The 16,994-nt window shown below is 65.5% G+C and carries 13 protein-coding genes; 7 read left to right on the top strand and 6 right to left on the bottom strand.

Annotated elements, in window-relative coordinates:
- The first annotated feature begins 74 nt into the window (after positions 1-74).
- The 3 genes from ACFQ2S_RS09045 to ACFQ2S_RS09055 are packed head-to-tail and all read left to right on the top strand — an operon-like array spanning position 75 to position 2,675.
- A complete protein-coding gene (locus ACFQ2S_RS09045) occupies positions 75-1,166 on the top strand; it encodes a UDP-3-O-(3-hydroxymyristoyl)glucosamine N-acyltransferase (RefSeq protein WP_386074113.1) in 1,092 nt (363 codons plus the stop codon).
- A 34-nt stretch (positions 1,167-1,200) separates the two neighbouring features.
- The gene (locus ACFQ2S_RS09050) at positions 1,201-1,470 is read left to right on the top strand and encodes an acyl carrier protein (RefSeq protein ID WP_386074114.1); all 270 of its coding nucleotides are present in this window, start codon (positions 1,201-1,203) and stop codon (positions 1,468-1,470) included.
- Positions 1,467-2,675 carry a beta-ketoacyl-[acyl-carrier-protein] synthase family protein gene (locus tag ACFQ2S_RS09055; protein WP_386074115.1) on the top strand — a complete coding sequence of 403 codons (1,209 nt, stop codon included), beginning with the start codon at positions 1,467-1,469 and terminating at the stop codon, positions 2,673-2,675. Before ACFQ2S_RS09050 ends, ACFQ2S_RS09055 begins: the two co-directional genes overlap by 4 nt.
- Before the next feature lie 102 nt (positions 2,676-2,777).
- Here the strand turns inward: ACFQ2S_RS09055 and ACFQ2S_RS09060 are convergent, their stop codons facing one another.
- Positions 2,778-3,476 (bottom strand): invasion associated locus B family protein, encoded by a 699-nt coding sequence (locus ACFQ2S_RS09060; protein ID WP_386074116.1) that lies wholly within the window; start codon positions 3,474-3,476, stop codon positions 2,778-2,780.
- A gap of 519 nt (positions 3,477-3,995) precedes the next feature.
- Here ACFQ2S_RS09060 and ACFQ2S_RS09065 point away from each other — a divergent pair.
- The gene (locus tag ACFQ2S_RS09065; protein WP_386074117.1) at positions 3,996-5,543 is read left to right on the top strand and encodes a helicase HerA-like domain-containing protein; all 1,548 of its coding nucleotides are present in this window, start codon (positions 3,996-3,998) and stop codon (positions 5,541-5,543) included.
- Between the two features lie 546 nt (positions 5,544-6,089).
- On the opposite strand, the gene ACFQ2S_RS09070 is transcribed toward ACFQ2S_RS09065, so the two are convergent.
- The 3 genes from ACFQ2S_RS09070 to ACFQ2S_RS09080 form a co-directional block, all read right to left on the bottom strand.
- A complete protein-coding gene (locus ACFQ2S_RS09070) occupies positions 6,090-7,730 on the bottom strand; it encodes a hypothetical protein (protein ID WP_386074118.1) in 1,641 nt (546 codons plus the stop codon).
- Positions 7,731-7,916: 186 nt separating this feature from the next.
- The gene (locus ACFQ2S_RS09075) at positions 7,917-9,197 is read right to left on the bottom strand and encodes a DegT/DnrJ/EryC1/StrS family aminotransferase (protein WP_386074119.1); all 1,281 of its coding nucleotides are present in this window, start codon (positions 9,195-9,197) and stop codon (positions 7,917-7,919) included.
- A gap of 11 nt (positions 9,198-9,208) precedes the next feature.
- Positions 9,209-10,540, bottom strand: a complete 1,332-nt coding sequence (locus ACFQ2S_RS09080) for an ATP-grasp domain-containing protein (RefSeq protein ID WP_386074120.1) — start codon at positions 10,538-10,540, stop codon at positions 9,209-9,211.
- 134 nt (positions 10,541-10,674) lie between these two features.
- On the opposite strand from ACFQ2S_RS09080, the gene ACFQ2S_RS09085 reads away from it, so the two are divergent.
- The 3 genes from ACFQ2S_RS09085 to ACFQ2S_RS09095 are packed head-to-tail and all read left to right on the top strand — an operon-like array spanning position 10,675 to position 13,755.
- The gene (locus tag ACFQ2S_RS09085) at positions 10,675-11,841 is read left to right on the top strand and encodes a tripartite tricarboxylate transporter substrate-binding protein (RefSeq protein WP_386074121.1); all 1,167 of its coding nucleotides are present in this window, start codon (positions 10,675-10,677) and stop codon (positions 11,839-11,841) included.
- A gap of 4 nt (positions 11,842-11,845) precedes the next feature.
- The gene (locus ACFQ2S_RS09090) at positions 11,846-13,357 is read left to right on the top strand and encodes a tripartite tricarboxylate transporter permease (RefSeq protein WP_386074122.1); all 1,512 of its coding nucleotides are present in this window, start codon (positions 11,846-11,848) and stop codon (positions 13,355-13,357) included.
- Complete coding sequence (locus ACFQ2S_RS09095) at positions 13,354-13,755, top strand: hypothetical protein (RefSeq protein WP_386074123.1); 402 nt, start codon at positions 13,354-13,356, stop codon at positions 13,753-13,755. The genes ACFQ2S_RS09090 and ACFQ2S_RS09095 overlap by 4 nt, the downstream gene beginning before the upstream one ends.
- Here ACFQ2S_RS09095 and ACFQ2S_RS09100 read toward each other — a convergent pair.
- Together ACFQ2S_RS09100 and ACFQ2S_RS09105 are read right to left on the bottom strand one after the other, a co-directional pair.
- Positions 13,752-15,137, bottom strand: coding sequence for a lipopolysaccharide biosynthesis protein (locus ACFQ2S_RS09100; RefSeq protein WP_386074124.1), 1,386 nt, complete (start codon positions 15,135-15,137; stop codon positions 13,752-13,754). The genes ACFQ2S_RS09095 and ACFQ2S_RS09100 overlap by 4 nt on opposite strands.
- A gap of 510 nt (positions 15,138-15,647) precedes the next feature.
- Entirely contained in the window at positions 15,648-16,949 is a 1,302-nt protein-coding gene (locus tag ACFQ2S_RS09105) for an HlyC/CorC family transporter (RefSeq protein ID WP_386074125.1), read from the bottom strand.
- Positions 16,950-16,994: the final 45 nt, after the last annotated feature.

Here is a 16,994-nt window from a genome sequence, read left to right on the forward strand (position 1 = left end):
CCGGGCAATCGGCGGTTGCGGGCTTTCCCCGCTATGCACTATTGCTCGGCCCTGAAGTCGAGCAGGGGGATCCCATGGCCTATACCATCGAGCAGATCGCGCAGGCGCTGGCCGCGCGGGCCGAAGGCGACGTGACGCTGGCGATCGACCACGCGGCAGAGCCTGCCGATGCCGGGCCGGGCGACCTCGCCATCGCGATGGCGCCGGCCTATGCCGAACGGTTGAAGGACGGTCGGGCGCGGGCGGCGATGCTCTGGGCCGACGCCGACTGGCGGGCGATGGGGCTCGACGCGGCGGTGCTGATCGAGCGGCCCCGCTATGCGCTCTCGGGCCTCACCCGGCTGCTCGATGCCGGCCCGGGCGTCGAGGTCGGCATTCACCGCACCGCCGTGATTGAGCCCACCGCGCGGATTGGCGCGGATTCCGCTATCGGCCCGTTCGTGGTGATCGGCCGCGACGTCGTGATCGGCGAGGGCGCCAGGATTGCCGCCCATGTGAGCATCGGCGAAGGGTCGGTGATCGGCCCCGAGGCGGTGATCCATGCCGGGGTTCGCATCGGACGAAACGTCCGGATCGGTGCGCGTTTCACGGCACAGCCCGGCGCGGTGATCGGCGGGGACGGGTTCTCCTTCGTCTCGCCGCAGGCTTCCGGCATGGAGCAGGCGCGCGGCGCGATGAGCGACGAGGTGCGGAACACGGGCCACAGCTGGGTCAAGATCCACTCCCTTGGCGGGGTGGAGATCGGCGACGACGTGGAGGTCGGCTCCAACGCCACGATCGATGCGGGCACGATCCGGGCGACACGCATCGGACGGGGCACCAAGATCGACAACCTCGTGATGATCGGCCACAACGTGATCACCGGCGAGGACTGCCTGTTCTGCGGCCATTCCGGGGTTGCCGGCTCTACGGTCGTTGGCGACCGGGTGGTGATGGCCGGTCAGTCCGGGCTCGCGGACAATATCACGGTGGGCTCGGACGTGGTGATCTCGGCCGGTACCAAGGTGCTTTCGAACGTGCCGTCGGGGCGGGTGATGATGGGTTATCCGGCGACGAAGATGTCGCTGCAGGTCGAGAGCTACAAGGCGCTGCGCCGTCTGCCGCGCCTGTTCCGTGAGGTCGCGGAGGTGCGAAAGGTTCTTTCCAAGGTAGACCGCACGAACTAAATGTGCCGGTCAAAGAGAGCAGGGAGCTGGCAAGATGGCTGACAGCATCAGGGACCGGGTGATCGCGATCATCGCCGAGCAGGCGGTGCTGGAGCCGTCCGACGTCAAGATGGACGCGACTCTGGAGGATCTCGGCATCGACAGCCTCGGCCTGGTGGAGAGCATCTTCGCAATCGAGGAGGCCTTCGACATCTCCGTGCCCTTCAATGCCAACGAGCCCGAGAAAAGCGATTTCGACATCTCCTCCGTCGCTGCGATCGTCGCGGCGGTCGAAGGGTTGATCGCGGAGCAGACCGCCTCGTGAAGCGCGTCGTCATTACCGGCCAGGGCACGATCAATGCCCTGGGATCGAACGTTGCCGAGACCTGGGAGGCAATGCGCGAGGGACGGTGCGGTATCGGTCCGCTCGAGGTGCGCGATGTCGAACGGCTGGCGATCCAGATCGGCGGGCAGGTGCGCGGCTATGATCCCGATGCCGTGTTCAACCGCCAGCAGATCGTTCTCTACGATCGGTTCACCCAGTTCACGCTGCTCTCCGCCCGCGAGGCGATCGCGCAGGCGGGGCTGACCTTCGTCGGCGATCTCGCGGCGCGCACCGGGGTCGTGCTCGGCAATTCCGGCGGTGGCATGAACACGCTCGACGAGAATTACCGCTCGGTCTACGAGGACGGCAAGAACCGCGTGCATCCCTTCGTGGTACCGAAGCTGATGAACAACGCCGCCGCGAGCCACGTCTCGATGGAATTCAACCTCAAGGGCCCGACCTTCACGGTCTCCACGGCCTGCGCTTCCTCGAACCACGCGATGGGGCAGGCGTTCCAGCTGATCCGCTGCGGGATGGCCGAGGTGATGATCACCGGCGGCTCGGAATCCATGCTCTGTTTCGGCGGGGTGAAAGCCTGGGAAGGGCTGCGGGTGATGTCCAAGGACGCCTGCCGCCCGTTCTCTGCCAATCGCAACGGCATGGTGCAGGGCGAAGGCGCGGCGGTTTTCGTCTTCGAGGAATACGAGCACGCGAAGAAGCGTGGCGCGGACATCATCGCCGAGGTGATCGGCTTCGCCATGACCTCGGATGCGGCAGACATCGTGATGCCCTCCAAGCAGGGCGCTGCCCGAACCATCGTCGGGGCCATGCGCGACGCGAAGGTCAATTCCGACGAGGTGGGCTACATCAACGCCCACGGCACCGGGACGGCCGCCAACGACAAGACGGAATGCGCCGCGGTGGCCGATGCGCTCGGACATCATGCGAACGACCTGATGATCTCCTCGACCAAGTCGATGCACGGCCACCTGATCGGCGGCACCGGCGCGGTGGAACTGCTCGCCTGCACCATGGCGCTGCGCGAGGGCGTGATCGCGCCGACCATCGGCTACGAGGAGCCGGACCCGGAATGCGCGCTCGATGTGGTTCCCAACGTGGCCCGCGACGCGGAGGTCGACGTGGTCCTGTCCAACGCCTTCGCCTTTGGCGGCCTCAACGCGGTGCTGGCGCTGCGCAAGGTCTGAGGCGCTGTCGGGCATCTTTCCGGATAGCATGACGCTCGAATGAAAACGCCGCCCGGCGAGGGCGGCGTTCGAGATGTCGGATCTGACAGGCGCAGGCCGAGATCAGTTGGCGTTCCCGTTCTGCTGCTCGGCAGTGGCCTTCTCGACCGCGGCCGAGTTCAGCGCGTTGAGTTCGGTAATCGTGCTGAAACCGGCCGTGAAGCCCGTGAGCGACAGGCCGAGGGCCACTGTCTGATCCGGCGCCACCAGCGGGACGATGGCAAGGCTTGCAGCATTGCCGCGCTTGAAGCGCTCGACGTCCTCCTGGGAGAACCCGACGCGGGCCACGCAGCCGCGCTCGGTGCAGAAATTGAACGGGTACTTGCGCCCGGCGCCGCCATCGACCGAGAGCGTGACCTGACCGGTCAACAGGGTCTCGAGCGGCGTCACGATGGTCGCCCCTGCAGCGACCTGGCCGCCGCGGTCGAGGTTGACCAGTTCGATCGTGGACACGGCGTTGCCGGCCTCGTCGCGCAGGACCTGGTGCAACGCGCACGGGTCCGCTTCGAGTGGGGTGCGAATGCAGCGGATTTCCCAGTCGCCCGAGACGTCATGGATGTATGTCTGGCCGAATTCGCTCTCGGTCGCCACCGGCTCACCCATGCTGAGGCCCAGATCGCTGCCTTCGGTCTGCTCCGCCGTCTCGGCGGGGGCCGCATCGGCCGGGGCGTCAGTGGCGGCGTCCTGCGCGAGAGCGGGTATTGCGGCAAGCAATGCAGCCAGCGCCAGGGCGGAAAGACGGGTCTGAAGGATATTGGTCATGTGTGAACTTCGCTTTACGGCTCGAGTTTTGTCCTGCTTCTTTGGCGCCGGATGTAACATGCGGCGTCTCGAGTGTCAGGTGGGAAAGTTGGCCGGGCCATGGTGTGGGGGTGGGTCGGTTGCGGAACCTTGCCGACCCGCGCGCCGTCTGTCTCCACGTAGGGCGGGAAACCGGCGACGGCAAAAAAGGGCCCCTGAGGACCCTTTTCCGGGGCGAACCCCAAACGCATTTTTGCGCTTTTTCTTTACTCCCTGTCGGACGGGCCGACTTGACGGGGGTGACGCTATGATCATTGAAAATGGTGGTCAACAGACAAATTCCGCTTAGACGGTATTTTGATCGATCATGGCGCCCATTCCGATAGTTGATGAAAGAAATGGCGGTGCAGGGAGCGCGATCAGCCCGTCATCTAGTGGGGCAACGCCGGGTGGATCTGTATGCCGTGGAACACCTCGGCTATGGCAAATGCCGGTTAACAGTGTATTTTTCGGTGAAGCTGGCAGGCAGGAGGGCAGGCGATGGATCGGATATTCGTGGGCGGAGGCGGCGAGGGCTACGGCACCGCACAGGACCTGCTGCTCCGCTACGGCAACCGGCACGGGTTGATCGCCGGGGCCACCGGAACCGGCAAGACCGTTACGCTGCAAATCCTGACCGAGGGATTCTCCGCTGCCGGGGTGCCGGTGTTCCTGTCGGATGTGAAGGGCGACCTCAGCGGGCTCGCGGCGGCCGGATCGGCCGAGGCGGGCACACACGCCCCCTTTACCGAGCGGGCCTCGACCATCGGGCTCCTGGATTATGCCTACCAGGCCTTCCCCGTCACCTTCTGGGATCTTTTCGGCGAGAGCGGCCACCCGGTGCGCACCACGGTCGAGGAGATGGGGCCGCTGCTATTGTCGCGGCTGATGGAACTGACCGAGGTTCAGGAGGGCATTCTCAACATCGCCTTCCGGGTGGCCGACGAACAAGGCTGGCCGCTGCTGGACCTGAAGGACCTGCAATCTCTGCTCGTCTGGCTGGGCGAGAACCGCAACGACCTGTCGCTGCGCTATGGAAATATCTCCACCGCTTCGGTGGGCGCGATCCAGCGCCGGCTTCTGGTGCTGGAAACGGAAGGCGGCGCGCAGTTCTTCGGCGAGCCGGCGCTGGCGCTGGACGACCTGTTCCTGACAGACGAGGCCGGGCGCGGGCGGGTCAACATCCTCGCGGCCGACAAGCTGATCGCCTCGCCACGGCTCTATGCGACCTTCCTGCTCTGGCTCCTGAGCGAGCTGTTCGAAAGCCTGCCTGAGGTGGGCGATCCGGATAAGCCGAAGCTCGTGTTCTTTTTCGACGAGGCGCACCTGCTCTTCGACGATGCGCCCAAGGCGCTGGTCGACAAGGTCGAGCAGGTGGCGCGCCTGATCCGCTCAAAGGGCGTGGGCGTATATTTCGTGACCCAGAACCCGGATGACGTGCCCGAAGACGTGCTTGGCCAGCTTGGCAACCGGGTGCAGCACGCGCTGCGTGCCTTCACGGCGCGCGACCGGCGGGCGTTGAAACAGGCCGCCGAGACCTACCGCGACAACCCCGCTTTCGACATCGAACAGGCGATCCGCGAAGTCGGCACCGGTGAGGCGGTGACCTCGTTCCTGGTGAAGAAGGGGATGCCGGGCATCGCGGAGCGGACCCTGATCCGGCCACCGTCCTCGCAGCTCGGCCCGATCGCGCCTGACCTCCGCAAGCAGGTGATGGCGGCGTCGCCGGTGGCGGGCCGCTACGACACCACGCTGGACCGGGAAAGCGCGTTCGAGATGCTGAAGGCACGGACCGAGGCCGCGGCCGCCGAGGCGGAGGCAGCGGAGAAGGCGCAAGATGATCTGTCGGTGGCCATGCGGGAATACAATTCCGCCCGCCGCTACTCCGGCACCCGGGTCGGGCGCTCCACCTCCACGTCCAGCAGCCGATTTTCGCGGAGCGACAGCGTGGCCGAAGCCTTCGCCAAGAGCTTCGCCCGTCAGCTGGGGACGAAGTCGGGGCAGGCCGTGGTCCGCGGCATCCTGGGTGGCTTGTTCAAGGGGCGGTAAGCGCGCGGCCAGGTGTCGGAGCAAAGCACGCCACTCTCGCGGCCTTTGGGAGGCCTCAGGCCTTCCCGGAGCCAGCTGGGCGCTTGGCGTTGCAGCGCCGTCCCAATCAGGGTTGTCCGGCGTCCCTCCTGCAGCCCTTGGGCACGTCCGACGTCGAAGCCGTCCAACGGGGCGCCGGGATCAGGTTCCTTGCCAGGTGCCGCGAAACCGAAAGCTTGATCCCCGCGCGGTCACCAGCAGGCGCCGCAACCGCGAGGAGGTCGAGAACAACTCGGCAGTCAACACGTTGGAGATGGCACTCCAGCGATCTGAGATGCCCATCGGGCCACAGGACCGGGCGCTGTATTCCCCCGCCAGCCGTCGCGATATGTCCGACCATTAGGTGAACCGGCTGCTGGCCCGGGTCGCAGGCCTACCCGTCTTCGCTGTCCTTGCGGTGATACTCCCGGGGCGTGCAATGGGCCCGAACACGCGCTTTCGAACCGGATTTCCGCCGGTACGCCCAGCGGGCTTCTCCGTCGCGGGTGCTTGCCACCCCTTTGGCGGTCAGGCCGCCGCGGCCTTTCGGCAATAGCAGGACGCACGGATCGGGACTGTGGCCCGCGCGGCGGCCTGGTCCAGTTGCTGCCGGATATGGGCGGCTTCGACCCGCTCGCCACGTCGCACGAGGCATTCATGGAGGCCGTGCAGGCTCCAGACATTCCTCGGGTGCTGGCAGGCGCGCGGCAGCGTCTGGTCGAGACCGAGATCGGCCCGGTAAACGGCTTCCGCTTCCGCGTATTGCCCGGCGTCTATCAGCAGGGCCCCGAGGGCGTGGCGGGTTGGCTGCATCCAGCCCCACGGCTCGTCGTAGATGAGCGAGTCGTCGAGGTCCACCGAGCGCCGCAAGTGGGCGAGACCTTCTTCCACCCGTCCGGCCTTATAGGCGACCTCGCCATCCATCATCGCCTCGCCGATCAGCAGAACGTCCTCGCAGGTGTTGTTGAAGACCAACCAATCCTCGGGAACCGCTTTCCGGGCCGCCACTGCAAGCTCGCGTTCGGCTGCCGCCTCCTCGTGCCGCCCGAGATTGGCGAGCGCGATGGTCCGGGCCTGGTGCATGGCGGCGGTCGTGTAGCAATAGAGCTCCCGATCCTCGGGGAACGGCTCGTCGAGCACGGCCTGCCACTGGCCGAAGCGGATCATGACGTGGATTTTCTTGCCGTAGAAGCTCTCGAAGAGCTCCGGCATGAAGCGCACGACCTCGTCCGGCAGCATCCGCATCAATTCCTCTGAGGCTGCGAGCGCCACCTCGGGCTGGCCGAGAAACATCGCCCCATAGGCTTCGAAATGGACGTTGTGAATGCGGTAGACGGTGTAGAAATTCTGTGCGCCGGCATAAGCTTCGTAGGCGCGGTCGACGGCAGCTGCGCGGCGGTTCCGGGAGATCACGTTCTGGTAGTCGCCGCAGAGCAGGTCGATATGGGTCGCCATGTGGACGAGGTGGCCGCTGGCGGGCACAAGGTCGACCAGACGGTCGCCGTGTCGCAGCGCGACTTCCGGGGTCGGCGACATTTCCATCAGGTGAATGTACATGTGCAGCAGGCCGGGGTGGTTCCAGGCGTCGGGATGTTCGCCGAAGGCGCGTTCCAGCGCGTCTTTGGCACGTTCGGTCGTCGCGCCCTCAGCAGGTTTGCCCGTCTTGAGACTCCATAGCAGCCAGGGCGTCCGGTTCATGTGGGCTTCCGCATAGATCGAAACGACATCACGATCGTCGGGGTGGGCGGCATAGACCTTCTCCATCGCTTCGGAGAAGTCGTCGTTCCACGGATCGTAATCCTCGATTGCGGGGTCGGTGGGGAAGCGTTCCGCCAGAGCGGCGATCAGATCATTCTCCACCGCCGAGAGACTTTCGCGCAGCGCCGTGGCCTCAGAGAGCGCCTTGTGGGCCCGGTCCAAGGTGGCCACGCGTTCTTCCGCGTCGAAGAATTCCCAAGGCTTGTTGTAATTGGGGCCGATTGCATAGGCGACGCCCCAATGCGCCATGCCACAGTCCGGATCTGCCGCGATGGCCCGCTCGAAACAGGCGGCGGCTTCCTCGTGGTTGTAGCCATAGAGCCAGACAATCCCCTGGTTGAAAGCGTCCTGTGCCTCGGGGGACGTGGTGGTAACCGGGCGGGCATAGGTGCCCAGATCGAAATGCGTCATGGCCTCTCCTCGGGGTGGGGAGTTGAAATGCGGACACCGCGACCAGTGGTGAAGGAAACAAATTTACCAGGGCAGGGTATCACATCGGGCTGTTTTCGTCAGTGTCCGGCGGCTGCCGCGCGGGGCGCGCACCTGCAGAGGGCGAGGCTCGGGATGCGCCTGGCCCGATCCGGGGGGCAAGGGAAGCTAGGCCGGCGCGGCGATTTCGGTGTGCCGGTGCGCCGTTGCAAAGGCGCGGATCGCGTCGATCGTTCTCTCGATCTCGCTCTTCGGATAGCCGGGGTAGATCGGAAGCAGCACGGTACGCGCGGCAATCTTCTGGGTGTTCGGGCAGTCCCCGTGGAACTCGGCGAAGGCCTGCGTCGCCGCGAGGTTGTGGTAGTATTGCGCTCGCACGTCACGGCCGCTCGCCAGCATGTGGCGCATGAAGGCGTCGCGTCCGTCGAGCTGGACAGGGTAGCTGAGATAGGTGTTGCGCCCGTCGTCGTTCATCGGCGGAAGCCGCAGCCATTCGAGGTCGGACAGCCCGTCATGGTAGAGTTTCGCGTGCTCCACCCGGCGCTGACGGTCGGGCTCGATCGAGGGGAGTTGCATCAGGGCAAGACGCGCCTGCATTGGCGACATCCGGCGCTGGTAGTGCTCCGGAATTTCGTCGCGCCGCTCGATGTAGGATTCCGCGGCAATCGCGCGGTCGACCATCCCGGTTTCCTTTCGCGCATCCAGCCGGACGAGGGGGAAAGTCACGCCCTGAAAGATCAGCGGGGCGGTCATGATGTCGAGCAGCACGGTGGTCGCGGCGCGTCTGACAAGCCGGCCGAGCGGTTCGAAGTCGAAGACGCTCAGGCGGTCGCGCGCCTGTTCGAACAACGCGTCGTTCGACGTGACCAGCATGCCGCCGAAGATGGTGTTGACGTTCTTTGCCCGGCTGAAGCTGAAGATCGCCGCCGCACCGAAGCTTCCCACGGCGCGACCGCCGATCCGCGCGCCCAGCGATTGCGCGCAATCCTCGACAACCGGGACCCCGCGTTCCGTACAGATATCGAGGATCGCTTCGATGTCACAGGAGAGACCGTGGATATGGGTGGCCAGAACTGCCCCTGTCCTTGGGCTCAGGGCCGCGCGCACGGCCTCCGGGCTCAGGTTGCCTGTACTCGGATCGACATCGGCGAACACCGGCACGCCACCGGCCGCCAGCACCATGTTGACCACGTCGTAGATCGTGTAGGGCGACAGCACGACTTCCTGACCGGGGGCGATCATTTCCGACAGCGCGAGATAGATGCCGACGCGTCCTTGCGGCAGGCACAGCGCGTGCCGGGTGCCCTGCATCCGGGCGAAGGCGGCTTCCAGTCGCTGCAGATCCTCCTCGCCCCGATGCGCGCCAAGGCTCAGCGCGTCGGCGACGATGCGTCCGTAGATCGCCGGTGCGCCGTAGGTTCTGGAGCGGGGATAAGGAGAGAGGTGCATCCGTGCCTCCCCTATACGGGCCGTTTGACGCTGCCGGGCCGAACAAGCCGCTTGAATGACAGCGATCCGTGGGCGGACAGGATCTTCGAGGTCCAGATGAGCGAGGGAAGCGGGTCCTTTCGGAAGTACTGGTAGTATGGGCTGTAGCGGCGTTCTCCCGTCTCGCGGTAAGGGCCCCTGTAGTCATCCCAAATCTGACGGAAGGAGTCTTGCGGAAGCGGGTTTTCGGCCGTGCTCCGGCCGAGACGGCGGATCTTGTAGACGCCGTAATCAAAACTGTCGCAGCCGAAGGCGATGGTGTCCTCGATCGGTTTCAGCAGCCGGATTCCGGCCGGCACCTGTGGCACCGACTCGACCGGCTCGCCACGGGCAATCCGCAGCGCGATCAGCGGTTCGTTGATGCCGATTTCGGTGCGCAACCACAGATGGACGCCGAGCCGCGGGTTGATCTCGAGGATCTTGGGCACCCCGTCGCGTTCGTCGACCTTGGCCTGAATGGTGAGGCTTCCCCACCAGCCGATGTGTTTGGCAAGAGCGGCTGCCTGGTCGGCATAGGCATGGCGGTGGGCGGTCCGGAAGGCGCTGCGTCCGGCATGGGACGGCCGGCTGAGGCGTTCCCGCGCATTCACCGGCGTCAGGCAGGACAGCACGCGTCCCGCCTTGTCGACAACGGTGTAGAAACTCAGTGTTTCCGAGCCAGGGATGAACTCCTGGACGATCGGCGCGCCATGGACCTCCCGGAGCTCCTGCACCCGTTTCAGGAGTTCATCGGCGTCCCAGTGGAAGGACATGCCGCGACCACCATTGGTGAAGCGCAGTTTCACGACCCAGGGCGGTGGAAGCTCTGCGACGGCCTCACGCACTGCCGCATCGTCGGTGGCGAGGTAGGTCCGCGGGTGGGGAAAGCCGCTCTCCGCCGCGGCCTGCACCGTGTCGTACTTGTCGAGCGGGCGTCTGACGACCTCGTAATCGGGGACCGGAACGGTGACGCCGATCCTGGCGAGCCGGTCCCGATTCTTGGAAAAAACGTAGACCCAAGCGTCGTTTGTGGGAAAAACCGTGTCGATCCGCTCGGTCTGGCAGATCTCCTCGATCCTCTGGATGAAGGCTTCTTCCCGATCCGTGTTCTCCGGTCCGATCCGGCCATGGAACCAGTCGTCCTCCGGGTCAGGCACCTCGTAACGGCGGTCGACGAGACGGGAATAGGCGGCGTGACAGGTCGGCCAGACCCCGAGCGGACGCTTCCCGGAGGTGGTTGCAACGACATGTTCTGCATGAGGCCTGAGCGCCCGCAATGTCGCGTAGGCCTGAGCAACCCGGCAATTCGTTACCATCAAACGCATTGCAATCCCTTTTGGGCCCTTGCCCGCTACTCTGCACCGGTCCTTTGCCAGCGTGCCAGACCGAAAGGCCGCCAGGCAAGACAGGTGGCAGCATTTTGTGTAGACGTGGTGCAGGGCGCGAGGAGAAGAGTGACATGATGAGTTGGCAGGAATTCACCGTCGGATGCTCGGCAGCGGCACGCAGGAGGGCTCCCGTCGAAGGCACCGCCGATCAATCCGGCCTCGCGGTGCCGCCCGTAGTTTTTCGGGCCATCAATGCGTCTGCCGCGTGTCTCATCTTCGCGGTGTCCACGCTGTTCCCGACCGCAGTCTCTGCAGCGGAAGATTGCAGCGCGCTGGAGGGAGAGACGATCCGCTGGATCGTTCCCTATTCCGCGGGCGGCGGTTACGACACCTATTCGCGGCTGATCGAACCGGTTCTGGAGCGGCACCTCGGCGCGGAGATCGCGGTCGTGAACATGCCCGGCGCTGGTGGCATGGTCGGGGTCAAGTCGATCCGGGCCCAGAAGCCGGACGGCAAGACGCTCGGGTTTATCAACGCAAGCGGGTTGCTGGTGGCGCAACTGAGCGATCAGGACGGCGTGCCGAGCGTCACCGAGGATTTTTCCGTGCTGGCGCGGGTAACGCGAGACCAGAACGTCTGGCTGGTCAACGCCGAGAGCGACATTCGGGTTAACGAGGCCGGGGCTTTCGTCGGCGGCAGCGAACCGCTGCTGTTCGGGGTGACAGGCGTCGGCTCTGGCGACTGGTTCACGATCACGATCGCCAAGGCGCTGCTCAAGCTGAACGCGGATTTTCTGGCCGGTTACGACGGCAGCAAGGAAGCCGTCCTGGGGCTCGTGCGGGGCGAGTTCGACATCATGGACGTCTCCTGGGGATCGGCGATCGCGCCAATCGAGAATGGCGAGTTGAAGCCCGTGCTTCAGGTCACCGGCGCGCCGATCTCCGATCACCCTTCGCTCGAGGGCGTGCCGGTCGTCGGCGGGCCCGACGGGGCGGCGAGGCGCCGCGCCGTGGCGATGGGCGAGGATCCGGAGGTGACCGTCGGACTGATGGATGCACTGGTGGAGATCCTTCAGGCCGGGCGCATCGTCGTGGCGCCTGCCGGACTTCCGGAGCAGTTTCGGGCCTGCCTTGAAGACCGCGTGCACCTGGCTCTGAACGATCCCGAGTTCATTGCCGCGGCCGAGAAAGCGCGGCGACCGCTCGATACCGGCCGCGGACAGGACGCCGCCCAGCGGCTGTCCGCCGCCGAAGCGCTCCTGCCCGATCTGCGCGCCCTGATTGAAGGGTCCGAGTGATCCTTTGAACGGCATCCTCGATTCCGCGCTGGAGGGATTGCGGCTCGTCTTCGCGTGGCCGAACCCGATCTATCCGATCGCGGGCACCCTTCTGTCGATGGTCTTTGCCTTCCTGCCGGGACTGAACGGCGTCACCTTGATGGCCATCGCCATCACCATGACCCTGTCCTGGGATCCGGTGCAGATCGTTCTGATTTTCGGCGCCTTCGTGGGAGGGGCGACATTCATGGGGTCGATCACATCGATCCTTTTCAACGTGCCGGGATCTGCGCCGAATGCTGCAACCCTGATCGACGGTCATCCGATGGCCGAAGCCGGCAAGGCTCGGACCGCCATCGCCTGCGCTGCCTCGTCCTCGGCGCTCGGCTCGACCTTCGGGGTTCTGGTGCTTCTGGCGTTGCTGCCCTTCATGCGACCGCTGATCCTTTCCTTCGGCCCGCCGGAGTTCCTGTTGCTGGCGATCTGGGGGCTGTCGATGGTCTCCATGCTGAGCGGGGGATTGTCGGCCAAGGGCATCGCCATGACGGGGCTCGGGCTTCTGCTTGCATTCATCGGCGCGAGCCCATTGTCAGCGTCCGACCGGTTTACGCTGGGGACGGATTACCTGGTGGACGGGCTGCCGATCATCCCGGTGCTGCTGGGCCTCTTTGCGATCTCGGAGGCGATCCACCTGTCGCAATCCGATCGCAGCACGATTTCCGGTCGGCTGAAGGCCGAAGACCTCTCGGGCAGTGTGTTGGAAGGATGCCTGGCGCCGCTCCGGCATGGCTGGCTCACCCTGCGCTGCTCCGCGATCGGGACGATCGTCGGGATCGTGCCTGGGATCGGTGGAACCGTCGCGAGCTACGTGGCCTACGGGCACGCGGTCCAGAGCGCGCAGGACAAGGAGAGGTTCGGCAAGGGGGATATCCGCGGCGTCATCGCTCCCGAAGCTGCCAGCGACGCCAAGGATGGCGGCTCGCTCTTCCCCGTGCTGGCCTTCGGGATACCGGGCAGCGAAGGGACCGTGCTCCTGCTCACGGCCCTCATGGTCCACGGCATCGTCCCGGGCCGGGCGCTGCTCGACGACCAGCTTCCGCTGGTCTTTGCGCTGGTCTGGTCGCTGTTCTTCTCGAACTGGCTGACGTCGATCCTCGGCGTGGCGATCTCCGGTCAACTGGCGCGGATCACCCTCATCCAGACCCGGTTTCTCGTGCCGCTGATCCTCGCGCTTGTCGCGGTGGCGGCGATGGTCAACCGGGCGCGCGCCGAGGACCTGATCCTTGCCGCCGTCTTCGGGCTGTTCGGCTATGCGCTCAAGATCTACCGATGGCCCCGCGTGCCGCTGGTAATTGCGCTTGTGCTGGGAGGCATGTTCGAGACCAACCTCCACCTGACCCTGCGGCTCTATTCGCTCGGGCGCATCGATCTGTTCGATCGTCCGGTCGCGATCTTGCTGCTGCTCCTGCTGGTGGCGACGTTCGCGGCGCCGCTCGTCGGGAGGCGGCGCCTGCTCTCCATTGCGAGGCTAAAATGAGGTTGAGCGGTCACCTGGCCTTCATCCTGCTGATGATGGCCGCAACCTTTGGGTTCTTCGTCCTGTCGACCAGTCTGCCGGTCGAAACCCGGCGGGCGCCAATGATCGTGGTTATTCCTACCTTCGTATTGCTCGCCTGGGAACTGCTGCGCGAGTTACGGGCCGAAGAGTCCATTCGGATAAGGCTGAGCAACCCTGGCGCTCTTGCGTGGCTTCTCGGGTTTGTCGCGGTCTGCCAGGCCATCGACGGCGTGGTGGCGATCCCTGTCTTCCTGCTGCTGGCGTTTCGATACTGGGCCCGGGCGAACTGGACGGTGAGCCTCGGCGCTGCCGTTGGCGTCTTTGTCCTCCTGCGGATTTCCTTTCCGAGCGGGCTTGCGCATCCGCCCCTGTTCTAGCCCCCACGCAGCGCGGGGGCACCCTTCCACAGCGCACCGGCTACCGGCGCGATGGCCAGGGTAAAGAGGGCCAGCGCGCCGGCGAATGCGGCAGGCGATGTCGTGGGCACAAGCCAAAGAACAAGGTGGACGGCAGCCAAACACCAGAACACCGGAAGCATGGTCCTTGCCGCCCGAAGTGCCGCGCGCGCGCGCCGATCGTCTTCCGAGACAAGCACCATGACCGCGCAGGCATGCAGGCTGTGCGTGATCAGCGCTGCGAGCGCGACCTGTGAGAGGTCACCGCCCCGGAGCAGGAGCGCGTAGGACAGTGCGACGTTCAGAGCGATCCCGGCGAGGCTCAGAAACGGCAGCACCGCCTGCTGTCCCCGGGCGACCACCCCAAGGGTCGCGAGGATCGACAGTCCGTGCAGGGCGGCAACGAAGAGATACATGCGGGTGACCGGGATCGCGCCGGTGAACTCGGGTGCAAAGGCTACGACGGCCGGGCCGATGACCAGAGCGAAATACCCGCAGATGATGGGGATGTAGAACGAGAATCCGGTCAGGACGCGGTGCATCTGTCCGGCATCGGGAGCACCGCCCTCCGCCGTGTCCGTGCGTCGATAGATGTCGGGCAGGATGACCGTCCGCGTGACGTTGGCGAGGTTCTGGCCGATCTCGGCCGCGGCAATGGCGAACCCGTAGAGGCCGAGCGCCTCGACCCCGAGAAAAGCTCCGACGACCATCCGGTCCGAGAAGCTGAAGCTCGCCAGAAGCAGTCCCGAGAGGGTCACCGGAAAGCCGACCCGGATCATCGCGGCTGAACGTTGCCCGTCCCAGACCGGCGGCAGGGGCCGTCCCCGGAAGAAGAGGAGCGCGCCTGCAAGAAAGCCGACAAACATGCCGGCGAAGGCGCCGGTCAGGCCGAACCAGTAGGCCAGAAGAACGACCAGCACCGCCTGCAGAAGTCCGACGATGATCTCCAGCCGCGCAAGGTCTCGCAATGCACCCGCGCCCCGGAGATATGTGCTGCCGAGGATCCACAGCCGGTTGACCAGGATGATCGCGCCCACGGCGAGCAAGGCCGTGGCTGCCGGACCGTCGGTCCAGAGCAACCCGGCTCCGACGGCAAGGAGTCCAAGGGGCACGAAGATCGCCAGCACCAGCGCCACACCCGCCTTGCCCCAACCTTCCGGATCCTTGTCGCTGGCGACGCTGAACTCGAGACCCCGCTGCATGCCGAGGCCGGCAAACGACAGGTAGCGCAGGATGATCCGGAAGAGGAGCCAGACGCCAAAGGCCTCGGCGCCGAGGATCGACGCCAGTGCGATGCCGCGGACGGATGTCAGTGCATCGACGGCCCCTCGCGCGGCGCCGTAACCGATGAGCCGCTTCGTCATCGGGCGTCTTGTCATGGCTGGGCCCGTTCCGCGGCGACGGGGAGCGGGGGCGGGGCTCTCTCGGTCATCTCCCGGCACTCCTTCTGAAACCCGGACGCGGATATCGACATGGCACCGGGTCGCCAGTCTGGCCGGAATACGCTGAACTCCCGCGGAAACTCCGAGGAAAGGCTACCAGATCACTTCAATCAGGCAAGTGTCGAGGGCGAACCTGCAGGCTCTGTGCAGCAGCTCGGCATTGGCCTAACCACTGATGAGGTCGGAGCGGTGGGATGTCGGTGGGCCTGTGTCGCTCAGCGCTCCCGCGAGATCGCATTGCACGCCGTTGGCCGCGCCGGAAAGGAATCGCCGCCGCCGACCGGAACAACGAGGGGTTCGCGATGTTGGAGAAGGCGCAGATCGCGGGGTGGCGGCACGGTGTTCCGGAGCCGGATTGTCGGGTTCGCCCCCACGATCATCGACGCGAAACATGGGGCAGGGCGGTGCCACGCCCCATGCGCTCGGCTGGTTTCAAAGCTTGCGAATCCTGAGCCGGGTGAGCCGGTTCTGCTCCCGCGCCACCACTTCGAAGCGGAAGCCGTGGAAGGAGAACACCTGTCCCTGGGTCGGGATCGTCTGGGCCTCGTGGATTACGAGGCCGGCCACGGTGTTGGCTTCCTCGTCGGGCAGGTTCCAGTCTTTGGCGCGGTTGAGGTCGCGGATCGTCATGGCGCCGTCGACAAGGAAGTCGCCGCTTTCCGTGCGGCGGATCGGGTGTTCGGCATCGACGTCGAACTCGTCGGTGATCTCGCCCACGATCTCCTCGAGAATGTCCTCGAGCGTGATCAGCCCCTCCAGCGCGCCGTATTCGTCGACGACGAGCGCGAAGTGGGTGTGACGGCGCAGGAACTGGCGCATCTGGTCGTCGAGCGTGGTCGTCTCGGGCACGAAGTAGGGCGCCTTGGCGATGGTCATCACGTCGAACTTGGCCAGCGCGTTGTCGAAGGAGCCGGAGTCGCGGATCAGCTTCTCCAGCGCCCGGAGCAGGTCCTTGGCGTGGATCACGCCGACGATGTTTTCCTGCTCGCCGCGGTAGACGGGCAGGCGGGTGTAGGCGGAAGCCAGCACCTGGCTTACGATTGTCTCGGGCTCGGCTTCGGCATCGATCATCTCGATCTGGGAGCGGTGCAGCATGATCTCCTCGACCATACGGTCGCCGAGATCGAGTGCGCCAAGCAGGCGATCGCGATCTTCCTTGTGGACGACGCCTTCGGAGTGGCCAATCGCCAGCGCGCCCACGATCTCCTCGCGGACGCTCAGCATCGAATCCGGATCGACGCGCATGCCGAACACCCGCAATACGCCGCGTACGATGACGCGTACCGCGCTGACGGCGGGCGAAAGCAGCGTGATGATGGGCGCGATAAGCGGCGCGCTGCGTTCGGCCGCGCGTTCCGGGTCGTTGATCGAGTAGGTCTTTGGCAGCACCTCGGAGAAGATCAGAACGAGGAGGGTCATGACCAGCGTCGCGAGCGCGATGCCGCCGTCGCCGAAAGCTCGTGTAAAGGTGGCCGTGGCCAGCGACGTCGCCAGGATGTTGACGAGGTTATTGCCCAGCAGGATGCCGCCGATCAGCCGCTCGCTGTCTTCTTTCAGGGTCAGCGCCGCCTTGGCGCCCTTGCTTCCCTTGTCGGCCATGGAATGCAGCCGGCCGCGGGAGGCAGCGGTGAGCGCGGTCTCGGAGCCGGAGAAGAATCCGGACAGGATCAGCAGGACGAAGATCGCACCTGCGGTGATCCAGAAGGTGGCGTCGAGTGTGGTGGCGGTATCCATCTGTAACTCTCAGGAGGGGGGCAGCGCCATCATATGAGCGTATCG

Source organism: Tropicimonas aquimaris, assembly GCF_042676185.1.
GTDB classification, from domain to species: Bacteria; Pseudomonadota; Alphaproteobacteria; order Rhodobacterales; family Rhodobacteraceae; genus Tropicimonas; species Tropicimonas aquimaris.